This window comes from Gordonia hydrophobica NBRC 16057 (assembly GCF_001592365.1).
Taxonomy (GTDB): domain Bacteria; phylum Actinomycetota; class Actinomycetes; order Mycobacteriales; family Mycobacteriaceae; genus Gordonia; species Gordonia hydrophobica.
The window spans coordinates 26,674-48,240 of the sequence record NZ_BCWU01000018.1 but is presented as its reverse complement, the minus strand read 5'-3'; the positions used below and the strand labels follow the sequence as shown (position 1 = coordinate 48,240).

General features: G+C 66.4%; 21 protein-coding genes and 1 tRNA gene. 17 read left to right on the top strand and 5 right to left on the bottom strand.

Going from position 1 to position 21,567, the window contains the following annotated elements:
- Nucleotides 1-68: 68 nt before the first annotated feature.
- The 5 genes from steA (at nt 69) to xerD (ending at nt 5,674) form a co-directional block, all read left to right on the top strand.
- The gene (steA, locus tag GH2_RS20620) at nt 69-1,256 is read left to right on the top strand and encodes a putative cytokinetic ring protein SteA (protein WP_239589192.1); all 1,188 of its coding nucleotides are present in this window, start codon (nt 69-71) and stop codon (nt 1,254-1,256) included.
- Entirely contained in the window at nt 1,253-2,182 is a 930-nt protein-coding gene (locus tag GH2_RS20615) for a copper transporter (protein ID WP_066172393.1), read from the top strand. The genes steA and GH2_RS20615 overlap by 4 nt, the downstream gene beginning before the upstream one ends.
- Nucleotides 2,183-2,347: 165 nt before the next feature.
- Complete coding sequence (gene pyrG, locus GH2_RS20610; protein ID WP_066172388.1) at nt 2,348-4,099, top strand: CTP synthase; 1,752 nt, start codon at nt 2,348-2,350, stop codon at nt 4,097-4,099.
- 14 nt (nt 4,100-4,113) lie between these two features.
- On the top strand, nt 4,114-4,740 hold the full coding sequence (locus tag GH2_RS20605) for an NUDIX domain-containing protein (RefSeq protein WP_066172430.1): 627 nt from the start codon (nt 4,114-4,116) through the stop codon (nt 4,738-4,740).
- Between the two features lie 10 nt (nt 4,741-4,750).
- Nucleotides 4,751-5,674 (top strand): site-specific tyrosine recombinase XerD, encoded by a 924-nt coding sequence (xerD, locus tag GH2_RS20600; protein ID WP_066172385.1) that lies wholly within the window; start codon nt 4,751-4,753, stop codon nt 5,672-5,674.
- 16 nt (nt 5,675-5,690) lie between these two features.
- On the opposite strand, the gene GH2_RS20595 is transcribed toward xerD, so the two are convergent.
- Nucleotides 5,691-6,593 carry an LLM class flavin-dependent oxidoreductase gene (locus GH2_RS20595; RefSeq protein WP_066172382.1) on the bottom strand — a complete coding sequence of 301 codons (903 nt, stop codon included), beginning with the start codon at nt 6,591-6,593 and terminating at the stop codon, nt 5,691-5,693.
- 240 nt (nt 6,594-6,833) lie between these two features.
- On the opposite strand from GH2_RS20595, the gene GH2_RS20590 reads away from it, so the two are divergent.
- The 7 genes from GH2_RS20590 to GH2_RS20560 all read left to right on the top strand — a co-directional run bounded on the left by GH2_RS20590 (nt 6,834) and on the right by GH2_RS20560 (nt 12,673).
- A complete protein-coding gene (locus GH2_RS20590) occupies nt 6,834-7,736 on the top strand; it encodes a ParA family protein (protein WP_066172427.1) in 903 nt (300 codons plus the stop codon).
- Complete coding sequence (locus tag GH2_RS20585; RefSeq protein WP_066172379.1) at nt 7,733-8,551, top strand: segregation and condensation protein A; 819 nt, start codon at nt 7,733-7,735, stop codon at nt 8,549-8,551. The genes GH2_RS20590 and GH2_RS20585 overlap by 4 nt, the downstream gene beginning before the upstream one ends.
- Nucleotides 8,548-9,252 (top strand): SMC-Scp complex subunit ScpB, encoded by a 705-nt coding sequence (scpB, locus tag GH2_RS20580; RefSeq protein WP_066172376.1) that lies wholly within the window; start codon nt 8,548-8,550, stop codon nt 9,250-9,252. The genes GH2_RS20585 and scpB overlap by 4 nt, the downstream gene beginning before the upstream one ends.
- A gap of 50 nt (nt 9,253-9,302) precedes the next feature.
- Entirely contained in the window at nt 9,303-10,289 is a 987-nt protein-coding gene (locus tag GH2_RS20575; RefSeq protein WP_066172373.1) for a pseudouridine synthase, read from the top strand.
- Complete coding sequence (cmk, locus tag GH2_RS20570) at nt 10,286-10,984, top strand: (d)CMP kinase (protein ID WP_066172370.1); 699 nt, start codon at nt 10,286-10,288, stop codon at nt 10,982-10,984. Before GH2_RS20575 ends, cmk begins: the two co-directional genes overlap by 4 nt.
- The gene (gene der / locus GH2_RS20565; protein WP_066172367.1) at nt 10,981-12,420 is read left to right on the top strand and encodes a ribosome biogenesis GTPase Der; all 1,440 of its coding nucleotides are present in this window, start codon (nt 10,981-10,983) and stop codon (nt 12,418-12,420) included. Before cmk ends, der begins: the two co-directional genes overlap by 4 nt.
- A 179-nt stretch (nt 12,421-12,599) precedes the next feature.
- A tRNA-Pro gene (locus GH2_RS20560) sits at nt 12,600-12,673 on the top strand.
- Nucleotides 12,674-12,777: 104 nt separating this feature from the next.
- On the opposite strand, the gene GH2_RS20555 is transcribed toward GH2_RS20560, so the two are convergent.
- Entirely contained in the window at nt 12,778-13,089 is a 312-nt protein-coding gene (locus tag GH2_RS20555; RefSeq protein ID WP_066172364.1) for a hypothetical protein, read from the bottom strand.
- Entirely contained in the window at nt 13,086-13,682 is a 597-nt protein-coding gene (locus GH2_RS20550) for a recombinase family protein (protein ID WP_066172362.1), read from the bottom strand. The genes GH2_RS20555 and GH2_RS20550 overlap by 4 nt, the downstream gene beginning before the upstream one ends.
- Before the next feature lie 243 nt (nt 13,683-13,925).
- On the opposite strand from GH2_RS20550, the gene GH2_RS20545 reads away from it, so the two are divergent.
- On the top strand, nt 13,926-15,119 hold the full coding sequence (locus tag GH2_RS20545; protein WP_307825503.1) for an MFS transporter: 1,194 nt from the start codon (nt 13,926-13,928) through the stop codon (nt 15,117-15,119).
- Between the two features lie 12 nt (nt 15,120-15,131).
- Here the strand turns inward: GH2_RS20545 and GH2_RS20540 are convergent, their stop codons facing one another.
- On the bottom strand, nt 15,132-16,163 hold the full coding sequence (locus GH2_RS20540) for an NAD-dependent epimerase/dehydratase family protein (RefSeq protein ID WP_066172356.1): 1,032 nt from the start codon (nt 16,161-16,163) through the stop codon (nt 15,132-15,134).
- Between the two features lie 89 nt (nt 16,164-16,252).
- On the opposite strand from GH2_RS20540, the gene GH2_RS20535 reads away from it, so the two are divergent.
- On the top strand, nt 16,253-16,534 hold the full coding sequence (locus GH2_RS20535; protein WP_066172353.1) for a nitroreductase/quinone reductase family protein: 282 nt from the start codon (nt 16,253-16,255) through the stop codon (nt 16,532-16,534).
- Between the two features lie 90 nt (nt 16,535-16,624).
- Here GH2_RS20535 and GH2_RS20530 read toward each other — a convergent pair whose 3' ends face one another.
- A complete protein-coding gene (locus GH2_RS20530) occupies nt 16,625-17,575 on the bottom strand; it encodes a mechanosensitive ion channel family protein (RefSeq protein WP_066172350.1) in 951 nt (316 codons plus the stop codon).
- A 258-nt stretch (nt 17,576-17,833) separates the two neighbouring features.
- On the opposite strand from GH2_RS20530, the gene GH2_RS20525 reads away from it, so the two are divergent.
- The 3 genes from GH2_RS20525 (at nt 17,834) to GH2_RS20515 (ending at nt 21,359) form a co-directional block, all read left to right on the top strand.
- Entirely contained in the window at nt 17,834-18,514 is a 681-nt protein-coding gene (locus GH2_RS20525; RefSeq protein WP_066172347.1) for a lysoplasmalogenase, read from the top strand.
- 245 nt (nt 18,515-18,759) lie between these two features.
- A complete protein-coding gene (locus tag GH2_RS20520; protein WP_066172343.1) occupies nt 18,760-19,155 on the top strand; it encodes a hypothetical protein in 396 nt (131 codons plus the stop codon).
- Nucleotides 19,156-20,006: 851 nt separating this feature from the next.
- The gene (locus tag GH2_RS20515; RefSeq protein WP_066172341.1) at nt 20,007-21,359 is read left to right on the top strand and encodes an HNH endonuclease signature motif containing protein; all 1,353 of its coding nucleotides are present in this window, start codon (nt 20,007-20,009) and stop codon (nt 21,357-21,359) included.
- Nucleotides 21,360-21,567: the final 208 nt, after the last annotated feature.

Sequence of the window (21,567 nt, the reverse complement as noted above, 5' to 3'; positions counted from 1 at the left end):
AGTTGATGATGGTACGGCGCGCCTCCGTGTGACCAATGAGCCGCAAGGTCACTATGGGACGCATGAGGATGCCTGCCTTGCTCTCGCGGAAGACCGAAGAACTCCCCGGAATCACGGGCATCGCCCGGATCGACAAGAACTCCAAACGCCTGGCGAATCGCGTCGATCACGGTGCCATCGTGATCCTCGACCAGGTGGATCTCGATCGCGTCACCGCTGACGCGCTCGTCGAAGCCGAAGTGGCTGCGGTGCTGAACGTCTCGAAATCGATCACCGGCCGCTACCCGAACCTCGGCCCGGAGGTGCTCGCCGCGTCGAACATCCCGCTCATCGACGACGTCGGCAGCGACGTCTTCTCGCGGGTGAAAGACGGCACCCGGGTCCGCCTCAACGAGGGGAAGCTATATATCGGCGAGCGGGTCATCGCTCGCGGCACCGAACTCGGCGAACGTGAGGTCGCCGACCTGATGCTCGACGCCAAGACCGGTCTCGTCGACCATTTGGAGGCCTTCTCCGGAAACAGCATCGAATTCATCCGCAGCGAATCGCCGCTGCTGATCGATGGCGTCGGCGTCCCCAAGGTCACCGTGTCGTTTGAACATCGGCACGTGGTGATCGTCGCCGACGGCGCCCATCGGGTCGCCGAGCTGAAATCGCTCAAGCCGTTCATCAAGGAGTACCAGCCGGTGCTGGTCGGAGTGGGTGTCGGCGCCGACAGCCTGCTCAAGGCTGGTTACCGACCGGCGGTCATCGTCGGAGACCCCGACGACATCAGCACCGAGGCACTCAAGAGCGGCGCCGAAGTGGTGTTGCCCGCAGATCCGGACGGTCACGCTCCGGGCCTGGAGCGGATCCAGGACCTCGGCATCGGCGCCACCACGTTCCCCGCTGCGGGAACCGCGCCCGACTTGGCGCTGCTGCTCGCGGACTTTCACGGCGCGGATCTCATCGTCACCGCCGGGTACAGCGGGTCGCTCAACGACTTCTTCGATCGCGCTCTGCGTGACCAGATCCCGTCGCAGTTCCTGACGCGGCTGAAGGTCGGAGCCAAACTGGTCGATGCCAAGGCCGTCGCCACGCTCTACCGCAGCCGCGTGAGCGGCGCGCTCATCGCGATGTTGATGATCGCCGCGTTGATCGCGATCATCGCCGCCGTCGTCATAACGCAGGGCGGCGGAGCTGCGGCCAGTGACTGGATCGTCGCCCAGTGGAATGCGTTGACCGGCTGGGTCAGCGGGGTGTGGAACGCTCAATGATCTCATTGCGTCAGCACGCGATTTCGCTGATCGCCGTCTTTCTGGCCCTGGCCTTGGGGCTGTTCCTGGGGTCAGGGTTCATTGGTGACCGCATGAATGCCCTCACCGGCACCGATCGCGACAAGATCGGCAATCTCCAGGACGAGCGCGATGCGCTCGAGAAGGAGGCCGGCCATGACACCGCCTTCATCAAGGGAGTGACTCCGCGACTGGTCAACGGCGTGCTCACCAAACAGAGCGTCCTGATCATCACCGCGCCGGACGCTGCCGACTCGGACGCCGAGGCCCTGAAGGGCTTGATCAACGACGCCGGCGGCACCGTGTCGGGACAGATCGCGATGACCACCACACTGGTGCGGGACCAAGAGGCGTCGAAACTGCGGACCATCGTCGACCAGTCCATTCCGACCGGTGCTCAGCTCCGCGTGGACTTCACCGACTCCGGGTCGCGGCTCGGCGACCTCCTCGGCGTGACTCTGCTGACGCGTAACGGGCAGCGTCCGCAACCCGCAGACGTTCGATCGACGACGCTGCAGACGCTCGCCGAAGGCGGATTCATCGAATACGCGGCGGGTTCGATCAAGCCCGCCGACCTGGTCCTGGTGCTCACCGGCGGCGAGATGCCCGGGGATTCCGGCGCGCAGGGACAACTCGTCGGACGATTCGCGGCGGCGATGGCCGCGCGCGGTGCCGGCGGCGTCCTCGCCGGTCGTACGGGTTCGGCGTCGGGCGGATCGCCGCTGGGCGTGGTGCGCTCGGATCCGTCGTTGAACAACACGATCAGCACTGTCGACAACGTGGACCAGGGGACCGGCCAGGTCACGACGGTGCTGGCGTTCGGCGAGGAGTCGCAGGGGCGGTCGGGCGCGTTCGGCACGGGCATGGGCGCCACGGCCATCACCGTCGGCGCCGAAGGGGAGAAGTAGTCGCAGGCGTCGCCGGGGGCACAGCCTCCCGGCGACGCGGGTGCGACACACCGAACACTCCGGGCCTTCGGCGCGCGTAGCGGCTTTGCCCCCGAGTGCTGTTAGGCTGAAGTCCCGTAGGTATTCAAGATCCACTCCGGCTTGAACCGCCCGACGGGAGTTACATTGCGATCATTGCGTGACCAGCGCGCCGTTCCCAAGCACATCTTCGTAACCGGCGGCGTCGCGTCGTCGCTCGGCAAGGGGCTGACCGCCTCGAGCCTGGGACAACTTCTCACCGCCCGCGGAATCCGCGTGACCATGCAGAAGGTCGATCCCTACCTCAACGTGGACCCGGGCACCATGAATCCGTTCCAGCACGGCGAGGTCTTCGTCACCGAGGACGGTGCGGAGACCGACCTGGACATCGGGCACTACGAGCGTTTCCTGGACCGCAATCTGTCGGGATCGGCGAACGTCACCACCGGTCAGGTGTATTCGACGGTCATCGCCAAGGAACGCCGCGGCGAGTACCTCGGCGACACGGTCCAGGTGATTCCGCACATCACCGACGAGCTCAAGAGCCGCATGCTGGCGATGCACGAGGCCGATGCGAGCGGCGAAGAGCCCGACGTCGTGATCACCGAGATCGGCGGCACGGTCGGCGATATCGAATCGCAGCCCTTCATCGAGGCAGCGCGCCAGATCCGTCACGACCTGGGTCGCGGCAATGTCTTCTTCCTGCACGTCTCGCTGGTGCCGTACCTGGCGCCGTCGGGCGAACTCAAGACCAAACCCACCCAGCACTCGGTGGCCGCGCTGCGGAGCATCGGCATCCAGCCGGATGCGCTGATCCTGCGCTGTGACCGTCCCGTGCCGGAAGGCCTCAAGAAGAAGATCGCGCTGATGTGCGACGTCGACATCGACGGCTGCATCTCCACTCCCGACGCACCGTCGATCTACGACATTCCCAAGGTGCTGCACTCGGAGCAGCTCGACGCGTACGTGGTGCGCCAGTTGGGCCTGCCGTTCCGGGATGTCGACTGGACCGTGTGGGGCGATCTTCTCGAACGCGTCCACAACCCGCGCGAGACCGTGCGCGTGGCGCTGGTCGGCAAGTACATCGACCTGCCCGACGCCTACCTTTCGGTGACCGAGGCGATCCGCGCGGGCGGCTTCGCGCACCGCACCCGCACGGAGATCTCGTGGGTGCCGTCGGACGACTGCGAGACCCACGAGGGCGCGCACGCCGCATTGCGCGACGTCGATGCGGTGCTGGTGCCCGGCGGATTCGGAATCCGTGGCATCGAGGGCAAGCTCGGCGCCATCCGCTACGCCCGCGAGAACGGCATCCCGCTGCTCGGGCTGTGTCTCGGCCTGCAGTGTGTCGTGATCGAGGCCGCGCGCCAGGCCGGACTGGCCGACGCGAGCTCCACCGAGTTCGACCCGGAGACCCCGTCGCCGGTCATCGCCACGATGGCCGATCAGGAGGCTGCCGTGGCCGGCGACGCCGATCTCGGTGGAACCATGCGCCTGGGTGCGTACCCGGCGACCCTGCTAGCCGGATCGCAGGTCGCGCGCGCCTACGGCAGCACCGAGGTCAGTGAGCGTCACCGCCATCGATTCGAGGTCAACAACACCTATCGCGACACCATCGCGGAGTCGGGGCTGGTGTTCTCTGGAACCTCACCGGACGGTCGCCTCGTCGAGTTCGTCGAATACCCGAAGGACGTGCACCCCTTCCTCGTCGCCACGCAGGCGCACCCGGAGCTGAAGAGCCGCCCCACCCGCCCGCACCCGCTGTTCAAGGCGTTCATCGAAGCGGCGATCAAGTACAAGACCGCGGTCCGGCTCCCGGTGGAGCTCGACGGCTACGACGCCACCGACGTCGCCGACGGCCAGACCGCCGATGCCGTCGCCGTCGCGGACGGCGAGTGAACCAGGAGACGTCCATGGTCGGCGCAGGCTCGCACGAGTTCGTCACGCACTCCTCCCGGACCGAATACGAGGGCGCGATCCTCGCGCTCCGGGTCGATGACGTCGAGATGCCTGGTGGTCGTCTGGCGAAGCGAGAGGTCGTCGAGCATCACGGTGCGGTCGCCATCGTCGCACGCGATGACGACGGGCGGATCGCGATGATCCGGCAGTATCGGCATCCGATCGGTCGTCGGCTGCTCGAACTGCCTGCTGGACTGCTGGACGGCGGGCCGGACGAGGATCCGTTGGCGGCCGCGCAGCGCGAGTTGGCCGAGGAGGCCGATCTCGCCGCAGATCGGTGGCGAGTGCTCGTCGACCTGGTGGTCTCGCCCGGATTCACCGACGAGGCGCTGCGGGTCTACCTCGCGGACGGACTCCAGCAGTTGCCGCCCGCAGACCGGGAGGACGAAGAGGCCGACCTGGTGCTGGAATGGGTGCCGCTGGCCGAGGCCGTCCGCCACGTGCTGTCGGGCGAGATCGTCAATGCGACGGCCGCGGCCGGCGTCCTTGCCGCTGCGGCCGCTGACGCGTCCGAGACGCCGCTGCGCGGCACCGACGCTCCGTGGCGGGACGAACCCACGGCGTTCGCGGCGCGTAGATAGCGGCAAGGAGATGGCCACCACCGTCGGCGACGCGATCGCGCGGTATCTCGATCATCTGACGGTGGAGCGTGGCTCGGCCGCCAACACCATCGCCTCGTACCGCCGAGACCTGCAGCGGTACCACGTGTTTCTCACTGGCCGCGGGATCGCCGTGATGTCGGCCGTCACTGAAGAGGACGTGCGGGAGTTCCTCGTCGCGCTGCGGCGAGGAGATCCCGAACGCGGGATTCGGGGGCTCGCCGACTCGTCGGTCGCCCGGACCCTCGTCGCCGCGCGCGGCTTTCACAAGTTCTGTGCGGACGAGGGACTGGTGGGCACCGACGTCGCGCACTCGGTGTCGCCGCCGAAACCGCCTCGCCGCCTGCCGAAGTCGCTTCCGGTCGATGACGTCATCGCGATCCTCGACGCGGCGGGGATGGGCGACGGACCGCGCAGCCTCCGCGACCGGGCGCTGGTGGAACTGCTCTACAGCTGCGGTGCGCGCATCTCCGAGGTCATCTCGCTCGACGTCGACGACCTCGATCTGGAGCATCGTGCCGTCATCCTCCGCGGCAAGGGCGGCAAGGAGCGGATGGTTCCGGTCGGGGGTCCAGCGATCGACGCGGTGGACGCGTACCTGGTCCGCGGTCGGCCGGCGCTCGCGAAGAAATCCACGCCCGCGCTGTTCCTCAACGTCCGCGGTGGGCGGTTGTCGCGGCAGAGCGCCTGGCAGATCTTGGTCGACGCCGCAGAACGCGCCGGTGTCGACAAAGACGTCTCGCCGCACACCCTGCGGCACAGCTTCGCGACCCATCTGCTCGACGGCGGCGCGGACGTCCGCGTGGTGCAGGAACTGCTCGGGCATTCGTCGGTCACGACGACGCAGGTCTACACGCTCGTCACGGTCAACACCATGCGCGAGGTGTACGCGACCGCGCACCCGCGGGCACGATAGCGAGCGTCGAACGGCGTCAGTGCTGTTCGCGTGCTCGTGCGACGAGTTCCCTGGTCGCCGGGGCGACCTGCGTGCCGATGGTCTCGATCTCGTCGGCGTCGTCGGTCGCGAAGATGAAACCGGAGATGCCGTAGTCCAGGGCGAGTGAGGTGAGGTCGTCCGCCCACGACTCCGGCGGACCGCTCAGCAGGCCGCTGCGTGCGTCGCTGAAGTGGCCGCCCAGGTTGAGGTACCGCCGAATCGCTGCCGGTTCGCGGCCGGCGGACCGAGCGCCGGCGTCGATCGCGGCGTTCATCGCGGTCAGGTCGGAGGCGCCGTTCGTCAAGTAGCTCAGTGACGGCAGGCAGCCGTCGCACTTGCGACCCACCAGATCGAGCATGCGGGGCCCGTACGCCCCGACGGTGATGCCGATGGGGTGCGCAGGCGCCGGTCCGCGCTTGGCGCCGTCGACGGGATAGAAGTCGCCCGGGAGATGAACGCCGCCGCGGACCGACGTGTCCCACAGCGCCCGCATCACGTCGACGGCTTCCTCGAGCGCCCGCCGACTCTCACCCGCGGTGCGGCGCGGACCGCCCATCGCCACGATCGCATCGGCGAAGCCGCCTGCGCCCAAGGCGATCTCGCAGCGCCCGCCAGACAACAGGTCCAGGCTCGCGGCCGCCCGGGCGAGGACCGCCGGAGGTCGTAGCGGGAGGTTGAGGACGTTGCCCGACAACCGGACGCGTTCGGTTCGTGCGGCGATGTAGCTCAGCACGGTCCACGTGTCGAGGAACGCCGGTTGGTAGGGATGGTCTTGGATGGTCACCAGGTCGATGCCCGCATCCTCGGCGGTCAGCGCGAGGTCGACGACCTGGTGCGGAGCCGTCGAGGAGCCGGTGACGAAGACGCCGAATTGAAGGTCGAGACCGTAATCGCCCATGGACGCGAGCCTACGACGGGCGACACGCATCCCGCAGCAGATACTCTAGGCCTCAACACGAGGTTGAGGACTGCGGTCACGCCGCAACAGCGCGGAAATGCGCTGCGACGTCGGACGATCCGGTCTCCGTCGGTGGTTCCTGCGGGTCTGCGGAGCGCCTGCCGAGTCGGTGACCAGTCACGCACTAGGATCGGGATGATCGATTTCGCAGCGTGCACAACCGGGGAGGAGCATCAACAGGTGAGTGCATCCAAACCCCGCAGCAAAGCACAGCAGGGTGAGCTCGACGTACCCGCCGAGAAGCTCGGACCCACCGGCAGGCCGTACCGCGACATCCCCGATCCCGGTCCTCGTGACAAGCACGGTCCCGCCGTCATCATCGCGATGTGCAACCAGAAGGGCGGGGTCGGCAAGACCACGTCGACCATCAACCTCGGCGCTGCGCTCGCCGAATGGGGTCGCCGGGTGCTCCTCGTCGACCTGGACCCGCAGGGCGCCCTCTCCGCGGGTCTCGGCGTCGCCCATCACGAACTCGAGGAGACGGTGCACAACCTCCTCGTTCCGCCGTACGCGGCGACGGACGACGTCCTCATGCGGACCCGGGTCGACGGCCTCGACCTGCTGCCGTCGAACATCGATCTCTCCGCCGCAGAGATTCAGCTCGTCACCGAAGTCGGGCGCGAACAGGCGTTGGCGCGGGCATTGCATCCGGTGGCGGATCGGTACGACTACATCCTGATCGACTGCCAGCCGTCGTTGGGACTGCTGACCGTGAACGCACTCGCGTGTGCCGACAACGTCGTCATCCCGATGGAGTGCGAGTACTTCAGTCTGCGTGGACTCGCCCTGTTGACCGACACGATCGACAAGGTCCACGACCGTCTCAATCCGCGGCTGGAGCTCGGCGGCATCCTCGTCACCATGTTCGACCAGCGGACCCTCCACTCGCGCGAGGTGATGAGCCGCGTCGTCGAGGTGTTCGGCGACGCCGTGTACGACACCGTGATCAACCGGACTGTCCGATTCCCGGAGACGTCCGTCGCCGGCGAGCCGATCACCTCGTGGGCACCGAAGTCGTCGGGGGCCCAGGCGTACCGGAACCTGGCGCGCGAGGTGATCGCGCACAACGAGAACACGGCGTGACCGACGTAGACGGCACGGCAGCTCCCGAGCGGACCGGGTTCGAGGTCAAGCTCACGAACTTCTCTGGACCGTTCGACCTCTTGCTCAACCTGATCAGTCAGCATCGTCTCGACGTCACCGAGGTCGCGCTGCATGTCGTCACCGACGACTTCATCGCGTACACCAAGGCGCTGGGCCCCGATGCGGATCTGGAACAGACGACCGAGTTCTTGGTGATCGCGGCTACGCTGCTGGACCTCAAGGCCGCTCGACTCCTGCCCTCCGGCGAAGTCGAGGATCCCGAGGACCTCGCCTTGCTCGAAGCGCGTGACCTGCTGTTTGCGCGGTTGCTGCAGTATCGCGCCTACAAGCAGGTGGCCGTCCTGTTCGGCGAGCTGGAAGCCGCTGCGCTGCAACGCTATCCGCGCGCGGTGTCGCTGGAGGACCGGTTCACCGCACTGCTGCCGGAGGTGGATCTCGGAGTGACCGCAGAGCGGTTCGCGGAGATCGCGGCCGCCGCGTTCATTCCGAAGCCGACACCGACCGTCGGCCTGGACCACTTGCACGGGTCGGCGGTGTCGGTGCCGGAACAGGCGAAACGTCTGACCGAGTTGCTCACCGCGGCACCCGGCGAATGGCTGACGTTCGGTCAGCTGGTCGCCGAATGCGCCAACGGGCTGGAGGTGGTCGCGCGCTTCCTGGGGCTGCTCGAGCTCTATCGCGAGCGCGCAGTGCTCTTCGAGCAGCCGGAAGCGCTCGGTGAGCTGCAAGTGACGTGGACCGGCGACCGCGACGCCGAGGAGATCGACATCGAGAAGTCGGAGGATTACGGATGACCGACGAGCACGCTGTGCCGGACGATGGGGTCGACGAGATCGACGAGGGAGAACATCTCGAGGACGACGAGTTGCGGGCCGCGCTCGAGGCGGTGCTGCTGGTGGTCGACACCCCGGTGACCGTGGAGGAACTGGCGTCGGCCGTCGGCCAGGACCGGCGCCGAGTGCGGCTCATGGTGAGACGGATGAGCGCCGATCTGACCGAAGCGGGCAGCGGGATCGACCTGCGCTACGCGGGGGACGGCTGGCGGTTCTACACCCGCGCCGACTACGCGCCCTACGTCGAGAAGCTGTTGCTCGACGGCACCCGGAGCAAGCTGACTCGAGCCGCGCTGGAGACCCTCGCTGTCGTCGCCTACCGCCAGCCGGTGACCCGCGCACGGGTCAGTGCGATCCGCGGCGTCAATGTCGACGGCGTGGTCCGGACGCTGTTGGCGCGCGGGCTGATCAGCGATGCCGGAGCAGACGAGACCACCAACGGAACGCTGTACGTCACCACCGAGCTGTTCTTGGAACGGCTGGGGCTGGCGTCGCTGAGTGATCTACCTGACATCGCACCGCTGCTGCCGAGCGTAGACGCCATCGACGACCTCGGTGAGGAGCTCCTCGACGATCCGCGATTCGCCAAACTGGCCGGTGGCCAGGCACAATCAGAGGTTGACGTCTCGGCGCAGGCGCTCGCCGACGCCGACGAGCAGTAGCGCATCGCAGACGTCGACCGACGAAATCAAATACAGCTGAAGGACACTTCATGGCATCCGCTAGCCGAGACGGCACACCGGGAAGACGACGAGACAACAGCAACCGCGGCGGTTCGGCCGCCGGGCGCAAAGGCGGTGGCCCCGCGAAACGAGGCGGCCCCGGACAGCATCCGTCGTCCCGCAAGCCGCACCGCAAGGGCACCTCGCGCGTCGACGTCGAATCAGGCAAGATCCGCCTCAACAATTCCAAGCCGGCACGACACCAGTCGGCCGACGTCGAGGGTGACGGCGCCACATACGTCGCCGACGGCATGCGCCTGCAGAAGGTGCTCGCCGCCGCCGGCGTCGCCTCACGACGAGGTGCCGAAGAACTGATCGCGGCCGGTCGCGTCGAGGTCGACGGTGAGATCGTCCTGGAGCAGGGCCTTCGCATCGATCCCGACACCGCGATCATCAAGGTCGACGGCGCCCGCGTGGTGATCGACGAGACCAAGCAGTACCTGGCGTTGAACAAGCCCAAGGGCTGGCACTCCACGATGAGCGACGACCACGGGCGCCCGTGCATCGGCGATCTGGTCGCCGAGCGGGTCATGTCCGGGCAGCGACTGTTCCACGTCGGCCGACTCGACGCCGACACCGAGGGACTGCTGCTGCTCACCAACGACGGCGAGCTGGCTCACCGACTGATGCACCCGTCGTACGAGGTGCCGAAGACCTACCTGGCCACCGTTCGCGGTGAGGTCGGTCGCGGACTGGGCCGCCAACTGCGGCAGGGCATCGAGTTGGACGACGGCCCCGTCGCCGTCGACTCGTTTGCGCTGCTCGAGGTCTACCAGGGTGAGTCGCTGCTGCGTCTGACGCTGCACGAGGGTCGCAAGCACGTGGTCCGCAGGCTGCTCGCCGAAGTCGGGTTCCCGGTCATTCGGCTGGTGCGCACCGACATCGGCCCCGTTGCGCTCGGCAAACAGCGCCCCGGCAGCCTGCGCGTCCTCGACAAGAAGGAGATCGGCGCGCTGTACAAGGGGGTCGGCCTGTGACCGCGGAGAACGCAGCGCCGAACGCGGCGGTCGTCGCGATCGACGGTCCGGCAGGGACCGGCAAGTCGACGGTCGCGTCGCGGCTCGCGGCGCGTGTGGGCGCGCACATGCTCGACACCGGCGCGATGTACCGCGCGGCGACGCTCGCTGTTCTCCGCGCAGGCGTCGCGCCCGATGACGACGCCGTCGGCCCGCTCGTCGACGATACCGACATCCGACTGACCGTCGGCGACGGGGAGACCACGGTCTACCTCGACGGGGACGATGTGACCCGGGAGATCCGGTCCGACGAGGTCACCGCGGCGGTGTCCGCGGTGTCTGCCAACGCGCAGGTCCGGACCAAGCTGGTGGAATTGCAGCGCGCTCATTCCGCCGACGCCTTTCTCGTGGTGGAGGGGCGGGACATCGGCACCGTCGTCTTCCCCGCCGCCGAAGTGAAGGTGTTTCTGACGGCGACGCCGGAAGCGCGCGCCGAGCGCAGGCACCGTCAGAACATCGCAGCGGGTCGCGAGAGCATCGTGTCGGAGGTCCTCGACAGTGTGAACCGTCGGGACCACCTGGACTCGACCCGCGCGGTATCGCCGCTGCGGGCGGCCGATGACGCCGTCACTGTCGACACCAGCGACATGACCCTTGAGCAAGTGATCGACCGGCTCTCCGAGCTGGTCGTCGAACGGATTGGAGTCCGACCGTGACCGACGACGTCTCCACCGAATACGCCGACCCGAATCTGGCGGGCGACGGCACCTGGTCGGACGAAGGCGACTGGGACCTGTCCGATTTCCTCACCGACGGCGAGGCCGGCGGGGCCGCAGTGCTTCCCGTGGTCGCGATCGTCGGCCGCCCCAACGTGGGCAAGTCGACGCTGGTGAACCGCATTCTCGGTCGCCGCGAGGCCGTCGTCGAGGACGTCCCCGGCGTCACGCGCGACCGCGTGTCGTACAAGGCCGAGTGGACCGGTAAGCAGTTCATGGTCACCGACACCGGCGGCTGGGAACCCGATGCCAAGGGCATGGGCATGGCGATCGCCACGCAGGCCGAGCACGCCATGCGTACTGCGGACGCGATCGTTGTCGTGGTCGACGCGACCGTCGGTGCCACGGCGACTGACGAAGCCGTCGCACGGGTCCTGCGCCGGTCCAAGACGCCGGTGTTGTTGGCGGCGAACAAGGTCGACTCCGAGCGCTTGGAGGCCGAGGCAGCGTCGCTGTGGTCCCTGGGGCTGGGGGAGCCGTACACCATCTCGGCCACACACGGCCGCGGAACCGGCGACCTGCTGGACCGGATCCTTGAGGCGCTCCCGGAGACGCCGCGCGAGCGGTTCGCCGCGGGCGGTCCGCGTCGCGTCGCGCTGGTCGGCAAGCCCAACGTGGGTAAGAGCTCGCTGCTGAACAAGCTCGCAGGCGAGGAGCGCGCCGTCGTCGACAACGTCGCGGGCACCACCGTCGACCCGGTCGACGAAGTCATCGAACTGGATGGCAGGCCGTGGCAGTTCGTCGACACCGCAGGTTTGCGCCGCAAGGTCCGTCACGCCACCGGGCACGAGTACTACGCGTCGCTGCGTACCCGCTCGGCGCTGGACTCCGCTGAGGTGGCGCTGCTGTTGATCGATGCCAGTCAGACGGTGACCGAGCAGGACCTTCGGGTGTTGTCGATGATCATCGACAGCGGTCGCGCACTGGTGGTCGTGTTCAACAAGTGGGACCTCGTCGACGAGGACCGCCGTCACGATCTCGACAACGAGATCGACCGGGAGCTCGCGCGCGTGCCGTGGGCGCGTCGCGTCAACATCTCGGCGTTGACCGGACGCAGTGTGCAGAAGCTGGTTCCGGCGCTCGAAGGTGCTCTGGAGTCGTGGGACAAGCGGATCTCCACCGGCCAGCTGAACACCTGGCTCAAGGAGATCATCGCGGCCACGCCGCCGCCGGTGCGCGGCGGTCGTCAGCCCCGCGTCATGTTCGCCACGCAGGCCGCGACGCGTCCGCCGACGTTCGTTCTGTTCACTACAGGCTTCCTCGAGGCCGGCTACCGCCGCTTCCTGGAGCGCAAACTGCGCGAGCAGTTCGGGTTCGACGGTTCGCCCGTCCGGATCAACGTCCGCGTGCGAGACAAGCGCGACCGGAAGAAGTAGACGAACTCAGAACTGACGAGCGGTCGAGAGCGGAAGTCCTCGACCGCTCGTCGTCACTTCCAAGCGGTCTCGCATGTCGCAGATCACTCCAGAGGCACATGAAAACCCGCGCAGTGCAGGCGATTAGCAGTCAGGACACCGCGTGAGCTAAAGTAAACTCGCTTCGTCCAACGGGGCAACGGGCTGTGGCGCAGCTTGGTAGCGCACTTGACTGGGGGTCAAGGGGTCGCAGGTTCGAATCCTGTCAGCCCGACGTCGTGACCAGCACTTATGTGCTGGTCACAGTCGTTTGTGGGGTTAAAGGCCAACGTTCGTTGGGGCCTTGTCGAGGTCAGGTGCTCCGTTACGGCGCGACGCTCACAGGGGCGAATGGTGAACGAACCCATACAGCCCAGCGCGGTATCCGCGGGTGTGGCTTCGATCGCTGTCGTGGCGCGGCGCGGGTTTGTCGAGAATCGACGTCGCGTAGTGGCGCGCCCACCTCGGCGGCATGCGATCGAGATCAGCGAGGGCGTCATCGAAGCCCTGCTGGAATCGGTCTGGATCGAGGTCGGCGTCCCGCTCGGGATCCAATAGAGGAAACGACGTGGGTAAGCGAGTGACGATGCCGTGCTCGGTCACGATGTCGAGTTCGGGCATGTCGGCGTCGTCTGCGCGGTGTGCAGTCATCGGGTGGCACGCCTCTCGGCAAGGGTGCGATACAGCGTGGCGCGGCTGACGCCCAACTCAGTCGCGATCTGAGGCACGGAACGGCCGGCGGCCTTCATCTGCTCGGCGACGTCGACCTGGGCAGCAGACAGTGCGCGTGGACGGCCGACGGAAGTCGCATGCGACCGGCCGACGGTGGATCGTGCTTGTCGGGCGCCGACCTCCTCGTCGAGCTCGGCGAGCGAGGACAAGACGCCGACGATCATCGCGCCGACCGGGTCGCTGGTGTCGAGTCCTTCGCGGAGTGAACGGAGGCCGATGCGGCGACGCGACAGTTCCAGTGCGCTCGCCAGGACTTCCGGACCGGAACGGCCGAGTCGATCGATGCCCGCGATGACAGTGGTGTCGCCGGGGCGGGCGTAGGCGAGGAGTGCGGCCCAGCCCGGACGGTCCGTCGATGCTGAGGCGGCGGTCGTCTTGTCGCTGTAAATCCGCGCTGGCTCGACGCCGACGTTGGTGAGGGCGTCGATCTGAGCTTCGAGGCTGTAGCGGTCGCCGCCGGCCCGGGCATAGCCGAGCTGGTACGGGTTACTGCCTCCCAAGGTGGTGGACATGGAGCAGACACTATCTCAATATAGGTTTGATGGTTGTGCGACACTCTCGAAATATTCGAGATTCTGATGGATGCATGAGGTGTTTGGTACCTGAAGATCTAAGTATTAAGCGTATATGTCGTCACTCGGTGAACTCTCGAAGTGTCGCAAAATAGTCTCATTATAACCTGATCGGCAAGATTATTTTGGGATTCTCTCGAGTGGGGGATCGGCGCCTGGGTGCCGGGGCCGTAGACTCGGCGCGTGACTCTGAGCCCTCCGGACATGCGCGGCGCCGGCCGGACCTGGGCCATCGCGGCAACCGCATTCGCCTTCTTCGCGACGATGGTCGGCACGACACTTCCCACGGCGCTGTATTCGATCTACGCCGTGGATCTCGACTTCTCGTCGTTGACGGTGACGGTGTTGTTCGCGGTCTACGCGATCGGCGTCGTCGGCGCGCTCCTGGTGTTCGGTCGGCTCTCCGATCAGATCGGACGACGCCCGGTCCTCCTCATTGCGCTGGTGTGCGCGGCGATCAGCTCGATCCTGTTCATGCTGCCGCCGTCCTTGGCGCTCTTGGTGGTGGCTCGGGTGATCTCCGGATTCAGTGCGGGATTCATGAGCGGCGCGGGCACTGCCGCGGTGATCGACCTGTTTCCGCAGCTGCGGCGCGCATCTGGCGGCATGCTCGCGGTTGCCGCGAACTCGGGCGGCTTAGCGACCGGGAACCTGTTGGGTGGCGTCCTTGCGACCGTGAGTTCGGCGGCGCTCATCACGCCGTTCGCGGTACACCTGGGACTGACGGCCGCGGCGATCATCGGACTGTGGATGCTGACGCCGCGCCCGGCCACGCAAAGCAGCGTGCGCTTGCGGATCCAGCGACTTCGGGTACCCGCGGAAGTTCGCGGGGCATTCGTCCGCGCTGTCCTTGCCGGCGGGTCGGCGTTCGCCGTCAGTGGCGTGCTCACCGCGGTCACGGCATTGTTTCTTAGTGAGGATCTGCACATTCGATCGCACTGGGTACCCGGTGCGATCGTCTTCCTCATCTTCGCGACGATGGCGGCCGGTCAGGTGATCGCCGGGCGTGTGCCGCCGGAGCGGGCGCTGCTGGTGGGATGTGCGGGGTTGCTGGTGGCCGTGGTGTTACTGATGGCGGCGCTGGGACTGACGATCCTTGCTCCGCTGGTGGCGGCGGCCGTCCTCCTCGGGCTCGCGGGCGGCTTCTGCGTCAACGCGGGGCTCGCCTTGACCGTCGAACGGGTCCCGGAGTCGACGCGTGGAGAAGTGTCGTCGGCATACTTCGCGAGCCTCTACGTCCTGCTCGCGCTTCCGGCGATCGGCGTTGGGCTGCTCGCCACCGTCGTCAGCCTGCGTCATGCAGGCCTCATCTTCGCGATCGTGGTCGCCGCCCTCGTTGCGGCGATCGGAGGGATTCAGGCGCGACGGGCGGCCTGAGTCGCGCTCGGGTCACACCAGTTGGGGGACGATCGACTCGAAGTGATCGCCGGACTTCGGTTTGGCCGACCCCATCTGGTGGGAATCCCAGAGGAAGGCCACCAGATCGGCAAGCGTCTGGGCGGTCGGCCTCGGTGCGTAACCGAGCTCGTCGCGGGCTTTGCTGACGTCGACCGTCGGCTGAGCGACCAGCGCGGAGATCGACGCTCGTGAGACGAGATCGGACCCGAAGAGCTGGCTGATCGGTTCCGCGATCGGCACCACTGCCTTCAGCATGCCCAGCGGCACGGCGAACAGCGGCTGGAACCGGCCGCACAGCTCGGCGACGGTCCGCATCGCGTCGAAGAGGCGGACATCGGCGCCGCCGATCAGATAATTCTCGCCGGTACGGCCGTGTTCGGCAGCCAGGGTCAGGCCTCGTGCGACGTCCCGGACGTCGACCAGATCGAAGGTGCCTTCGACGAAGATCGGCACCCTGCCCTGGGCGGCGTCGCGCAGCATCCCGTTGATGCGGGAGAGTCCGTGATCGACGGCACCGTACACGCCGGTCGGGTTGCAGATGACGGCGTCGAGCCCCTCGGCGACCACCTTCTGCAGTTCCTGCTCGCCGGCCCACTTGGAGCGGTCGTAGACCGGGAGCGACGGATTCTCCGACCGCGCGGATGTTTCGTCGACGATGCCGGAGTCGGTGTACTGGTCGAACGAATGGATGGAGCTGCAGTGCACAAACCGGCGGACGCCGGCGGCGAGTGCGGCGCGCGCGGTGGAGGCGACGCCCTCGGTGTTCACGCGCCAGGCCGTCTCGTCCTTCTGCTTCAGCGTGATCATGGCGACCAGGTGGTAGACCGTGTCGACGCTGTCGAATGCGGCGGTCAGCGTGTCCTGGTCGAAGATGTCGATCGACGACCACGTGACGCTCGGATGCTGGAGTGCGTGGTCGGGGCAGACTCGGTCGATGGCGACGACGTCGTGGCCGTCGGCGACGAGTTGATTGACGAGATTGGTGCCGACGAACCCTGCTGCTCCGGTGACCGCGACCTTCATATGCATCCTCATCCTTTGGGACGGCGACCCTCACCGCACAAATATAGAACGTGTTCTAGTTTTGATCAGCGTAGCACGGTGGAAGTGAGGTGACCGCGCCCGTCTTTGAACCCGAGCGGATCGTGGTCGTCGCGTCGAAGGGTGGGCATTCATCGGATCCGGACTGGTTCAAGAACCTCGTGGTCAATCCGGACGTCGAAGTGACCGTGGACGCCGAGACGACGCCATGGACGGCGCGGCGTGCGACTGCGGAGGAGAAGAGCGCGCTGTGGCCGACGCTGGTCGCAGCGAACAGCGGTTACCAGGGTTATCAGGACAAGACTGAGCGTGACATCCCCGTCGTGATCATGGCGCCGCGCGGCACTGCCTGAGCGGCGACGTCGCATGGCGTGAGCTGTGCGACAACGAGCCGCGGCCCGCACTCCAGGGCAATGGAGTGCGGGCCGCGGTGTTGCTCGTGGCTACTGCGGTGGCCGGTGGTCGTTGCCGTAGTCCTGGGACGGGTCGCCGTAATTCGGGTACTGCTGGCCCTGTTGAGGCTGGCCAGGGTACTGCGGCTGCTGGGGAAAGTGCTGTGGCTGCCCGGGGTACTGGGGCTGCTCGGGGTAGGGCGTCGGCGGAGGGGTGTAGCCCTGTGTCGGCGCCGCGGACGGTTGCGCAGTCGCCTGCTGCTGGCTGTAGGCCGCGTGCTGAGCGTGACTGCGTGCCGCCTGCTCTTGCTCGCGGGCGGACCGTCGTGCGGGAATCTCCTCAGCCACCTTGTCGAGCGCCGTCTCCCAGCGTGACTGCATCGGCTTGACGAGGCCGCCTCCGACGCCGACCACGATCACACCGCCCAGAGTTGCCAGGACCGCGACCAGAATCGGCGTGGTGACAGTCGTCGCGACGCCGATCTGATTGAGCGCGGCAATGATGCCAGCACCCAGAATGAAGACCGAAGCGATAGTCGCGACGAGTTGACCATAGGAGGCGCCGCTGAGTGCATTTCGGATGATCTCGCGAACCGCTTGGGCGATTGCGGCGGCGATGACGATGATGATGATCGCGACGAAGAGCTTGGGCAGCCAGGCCACGAACTTCGTCAACAGATCGCTGATCGGATTCGGACCGAAGGCGCCGATCGCCAATTGCAGCGTAATCAGGAGTACGGCGTAGTAGACGATCTTCGCCAGGAGTGAACTCGCGTCGTACTCGCTTTTCGCTAGCGCTCGAGATACTCCGCTGCGCTCGGCCAGACGATCGAAGCCGACCTTGCGGAGGATCACCGTCACGACCTTGGCCAGTACCTTAGCGATGATCCAGCCGATGATGAGGATGACCAGGAATGCGGCGAGCTTCGGGACGAACTTGGCGATCGAACTCCAGGCGTCGGATATCCCGGCACCGTAGTCGATCGCGACATTGGTGACCATGACTACTCCTTATTTCGCGGCCAATGATTCGATGTGCAGGATTGACATCACCGTCACCGTAAATGATGAGATCTGCGCGCCGCTTCATTTGGGTGCCCGAGTTACGCAGTATTGTCCGGTAATTTTCTCGGATCGAAATCAGATGTTTATTAAAGCCGGTCACATCGGGCTATTACGGTCATTTGCGTGGATAGGTGATTAATATGGAATCCGGTGACATCTTCTCAATTCTGAGATGTGGCCGATAGGGTCGCAGTCATGACGATCCCCGGGCGCGACATCTTCGTGTGGGCGCCTTACCTGGTCGCGGCGGTGGTTCACGTCGTGGCACTGGCGACCGACAGCCCGGTCGCCGAGCCGACGAAGATGCTCCTGATGCCGCTTCTCTCGCTGCCGGTTCTGGTGAACTGGCGATCGGACTGGCGATTCGTTGCGCTGCTAGCGGCGCTCGTGTGCTCGTGGCTCGGCGACAGCGTGGGCGTGATCGTCGAGGGTGACGTGGTGCTGCCGTTGATGCTTGTCTGCTTCGGAGCGGCGCACGTCGTTTACATCGTGCTGTTCGTCCGCGGTGTCGCCGACCGGCCGACGCCGCGATGGGCGTTGGTGTACGTGCTGTGGTGGATGGCCATGGTGGCAGTGGTCGGACGTCATGCCGGCGCATTGTTTCCGGCGGTCGCGCTCTACGGGGTGGTGCTTGCGGGGACTGCAGCGATGTCGAGCCGGAGCACGGCGACGGTCGCGCTGGGCGGGGCGCTCTTTCTCACAAGCGACTCGTTGCTGGCCGTCCGATTGTTCCTTCCCGACAGTGCACCCGGATGGTTCGGTCCAGCGGTGATGGCGACTTACACTGCGGGGCAGGCGTTGATCGTCGCCGGGGTGGTGCGGCGTGCGGTTGGCGGAATGGTCGTCGAATCTGCGCGTCGTGAAATCGGTCAATAGCAGTAAATCGCCTGTCGTTGGCCAACATTGAGGCCGACGTACGTACTTTGGTCCCTAGTCAGGGCCGGTGGAATGCGATTTCCTGTTTAGTACGGGTATCCATGTGCGTCGAGCATGCGTCGCACGTCGGCGATGGAGTTCGTAGGGGACTCATTGGCCGCTTCGCACGACATGAAGGGTGAGCATCGTTGTCATCGGGACCACGCACGGTTGCTGCGTCAAAGCACGAGACGCTTCGCGTCACTGTGCGCAGCGACCTGATGGTGCTGTTCTTGGCGTTGCTCGGTGCGGCTGGCACTCTGGTCCACAATCACGAGGATCTGGCGGGGTCGAACGTCGATCTGCTTGCCGACGGGGTTCCGCTCGCGGTGTATCTCGGTCTCGCGCTCGCAGGATTCTTGCCCCGGTTGCGCCCGGCTGCGAGCTGGATGCTCTTGCTGTCGGCCTGGGTCATGGTGATCATGGCGCTCGCCGGCCTGATTCCACAGACAGTGATGGTTGACGGGTTTGACGGCTTCTCCGGTCACCTCATCGTTCATGCCATCGTGCTCGCCGCTCAAGTTCCGCTGATCGTGATACTGATCCGCAGGCTCAACGGCACCGCGTGCCGATGGACGGCGCCCGCCCCGAACCGTCGATAGGGGCACTCGACACAGGCTGTCGGCGTCGACCGAACGGCGGTGCGTGATCGCCGCGGGGGCTGGTTGTCGGTGCGGATCGTGATGATTTGACGACGGTGGCGTGTCGGGTTGTTGCCGAACCTGGTTTCGCTCTCGGTCGAGAGTGAAGGCCGCGAGCGCCTGTCTGATTTCTGGCGAGTGTCATCACCCGTGGAGCCACCGGTCGACGTCGACAGTACAACTGGAGTCCGACAAGGTGATGGCGACGAGCATGGATTAGAACACTTGTGCAATATATATGTGAGTTGTAACATAGTATGTACAGCTTGATCGGAATGACTGGAAGGCCGTTTCGTGTTGTTTGAGAATTTCATAGCCGTCGCGCACAGGCGACACGGACTGCTTCCGTAGCAAGGGGCTTTAAGGGGTGGTCGGTGGGTGCGCACGGAAGCAGGACCGCCGTCGGTTCGAGGGTTCGGCCGGCAGGGGTTATGCGGATCGACGCCGAATCGCCGTGAGTCGGCTCCTTGGGTTGGAGTCGCATCTCGAGTCGGCCCCTTGGGTTGGGGCCGGGCGGTTTCGGGTGATCTAGTGTCGGGCCTTCGGGCCGGCGGCCTGTCCTGCGACGTCGCCAGACCACCCTCCGTTTCGGGTTTCACGGGTGGTTCTGGCGGCGGGGTGACTGCTTGCGTCGGGTTCGGTGTCGTGCGTGTTGTCCAACGTCAGCGGCGCACCCGCTTCCTGCTCGGTGATCCCGGGCCGGAGGCGATGCTCCGCTTCACATTTCGGGTGCGCTCTGTATCGGAGCGTGCTCAGCCAAGATCGTGGCCCGCATCGGGTCGTGTTCGCTAAGGAAGGCAAGGGGGATTGCCGTGGCTATTGTCGACGTCATCACTGAATTCGCTGACGCGCTCATCGAAGCGCTCAGCCCACCCACCCTCGCTGCACCAGGAGGAGAACTCGCATCCTTGTGTGCGAGTCCTTCGACGGTCGGTTTCGATGACGCCGTCATCGGGCAGACGATGGTGCAGTTGACTCGGGTGGTCAATCTCGCTGGGACGGCGATGTCGGGGTTGACCGACGCCGCCGGTCGGGCCGGGTTGCCGGCTCGGAAACGAGTCAAAACCAGCACCGACCTGCTCAAGCAGTTGGGGATCACGCCGGCAGCCGCGCATCGGTATGCGCGGACCGGGCACGCCGCGCACACGATGCCGGGCGTGATGGTGCACGCGAGGACCGGCGGCGTTCCGGTCGAACAACTCGATGCCATCGGGAAAGGCATCACGTTCGTGGGTCGACGGGTGCCGCTGGATGAGGATCGGCGCGCGGATCTGGCTCGGCGACTCTCCTGCCAAGTCACTCCGGCCGATGTGTCCCAGCGGGCTCGGGAACTCGCCCTGGAATGGGCGCCCGAGATCGACGAGACCGATCCCGATGCGGTACCGGTCGCCGAGAATCCGGATCTCAACGAGATGACGTTGGTGACCGGGGACGACGGCCGCACCACCGGGACGCTCGATCTGGACGCGCTGACCGGCGAAGAACTGAACCAGGCGCTCGACCCGCTGTGTAAGCCGATTCCGCAGCCGGACGGTTCGCGAGATCCGCGTACCGCTAAGCAACGTCGCGCTGATGCGCTCGCGCAGGTCATTCGCACTTACCTGAACGGGAAGGAGCGGCCGACCGTCTCGGGAGGGGTGCTCCCGCACGTCACGATGATCGTCCCGACCAAGTGTGGTGACAGCAGTGCAGCTGGAAGCTCGTCGCAGGTCGCGTCACTCGGTTTCACCGGCCCGGTCTCCCCGGCGACTGTCGGACTGGTCCTCTGCGAGGCAGCGATGCGCCGCGTGCTCCTCGACCAGAACTCGGCACCGCTGGATGTGGGCCGCGAGCATCGTCTGGTGACTGCGGGACTCCGGCGGGCGCTGGAAGCCCGCGACCGGGGTTGCGCGTTCCCGGGCTGCGGACGCCCGATTTCCTGGACCGACGCCCACCACTGCACCCCCTGGTCGGAAGGCGGGGACACTGCGATCGACAACTGCGTCTTGCTCTGCCGCATGCACCACACGGTGATCCATCAGACCGGGTGGGAAGTGTTCATCGGTCACGACCGGCACCCGTGGTTCCGCCAACCGCTCGACCTGCAGCACCCGGACCGTCACCGCGAACCGATTCGCTCCAACGCGAGAAGGACGCTGACCGCCGCACCAACGGCGGCAGCGTAAGCCGCCGCACAAGCGCACGACGTCGACTCGTACGACGCAGGAAGCAGCGCGGGGAGGGCGGAGTGGTCACGACCGCCGAGCTCTCCGCAGGGACGAGGCGCTAGCCGAGGAGCGAGGACTGCCGAGGTGGCGTGACCACTCCGCCGTCCCCGCGCGGGCGTAACGCTTCACGCCGCTCGCCACGCGGGCGTGACCACTCCGCCGCTCC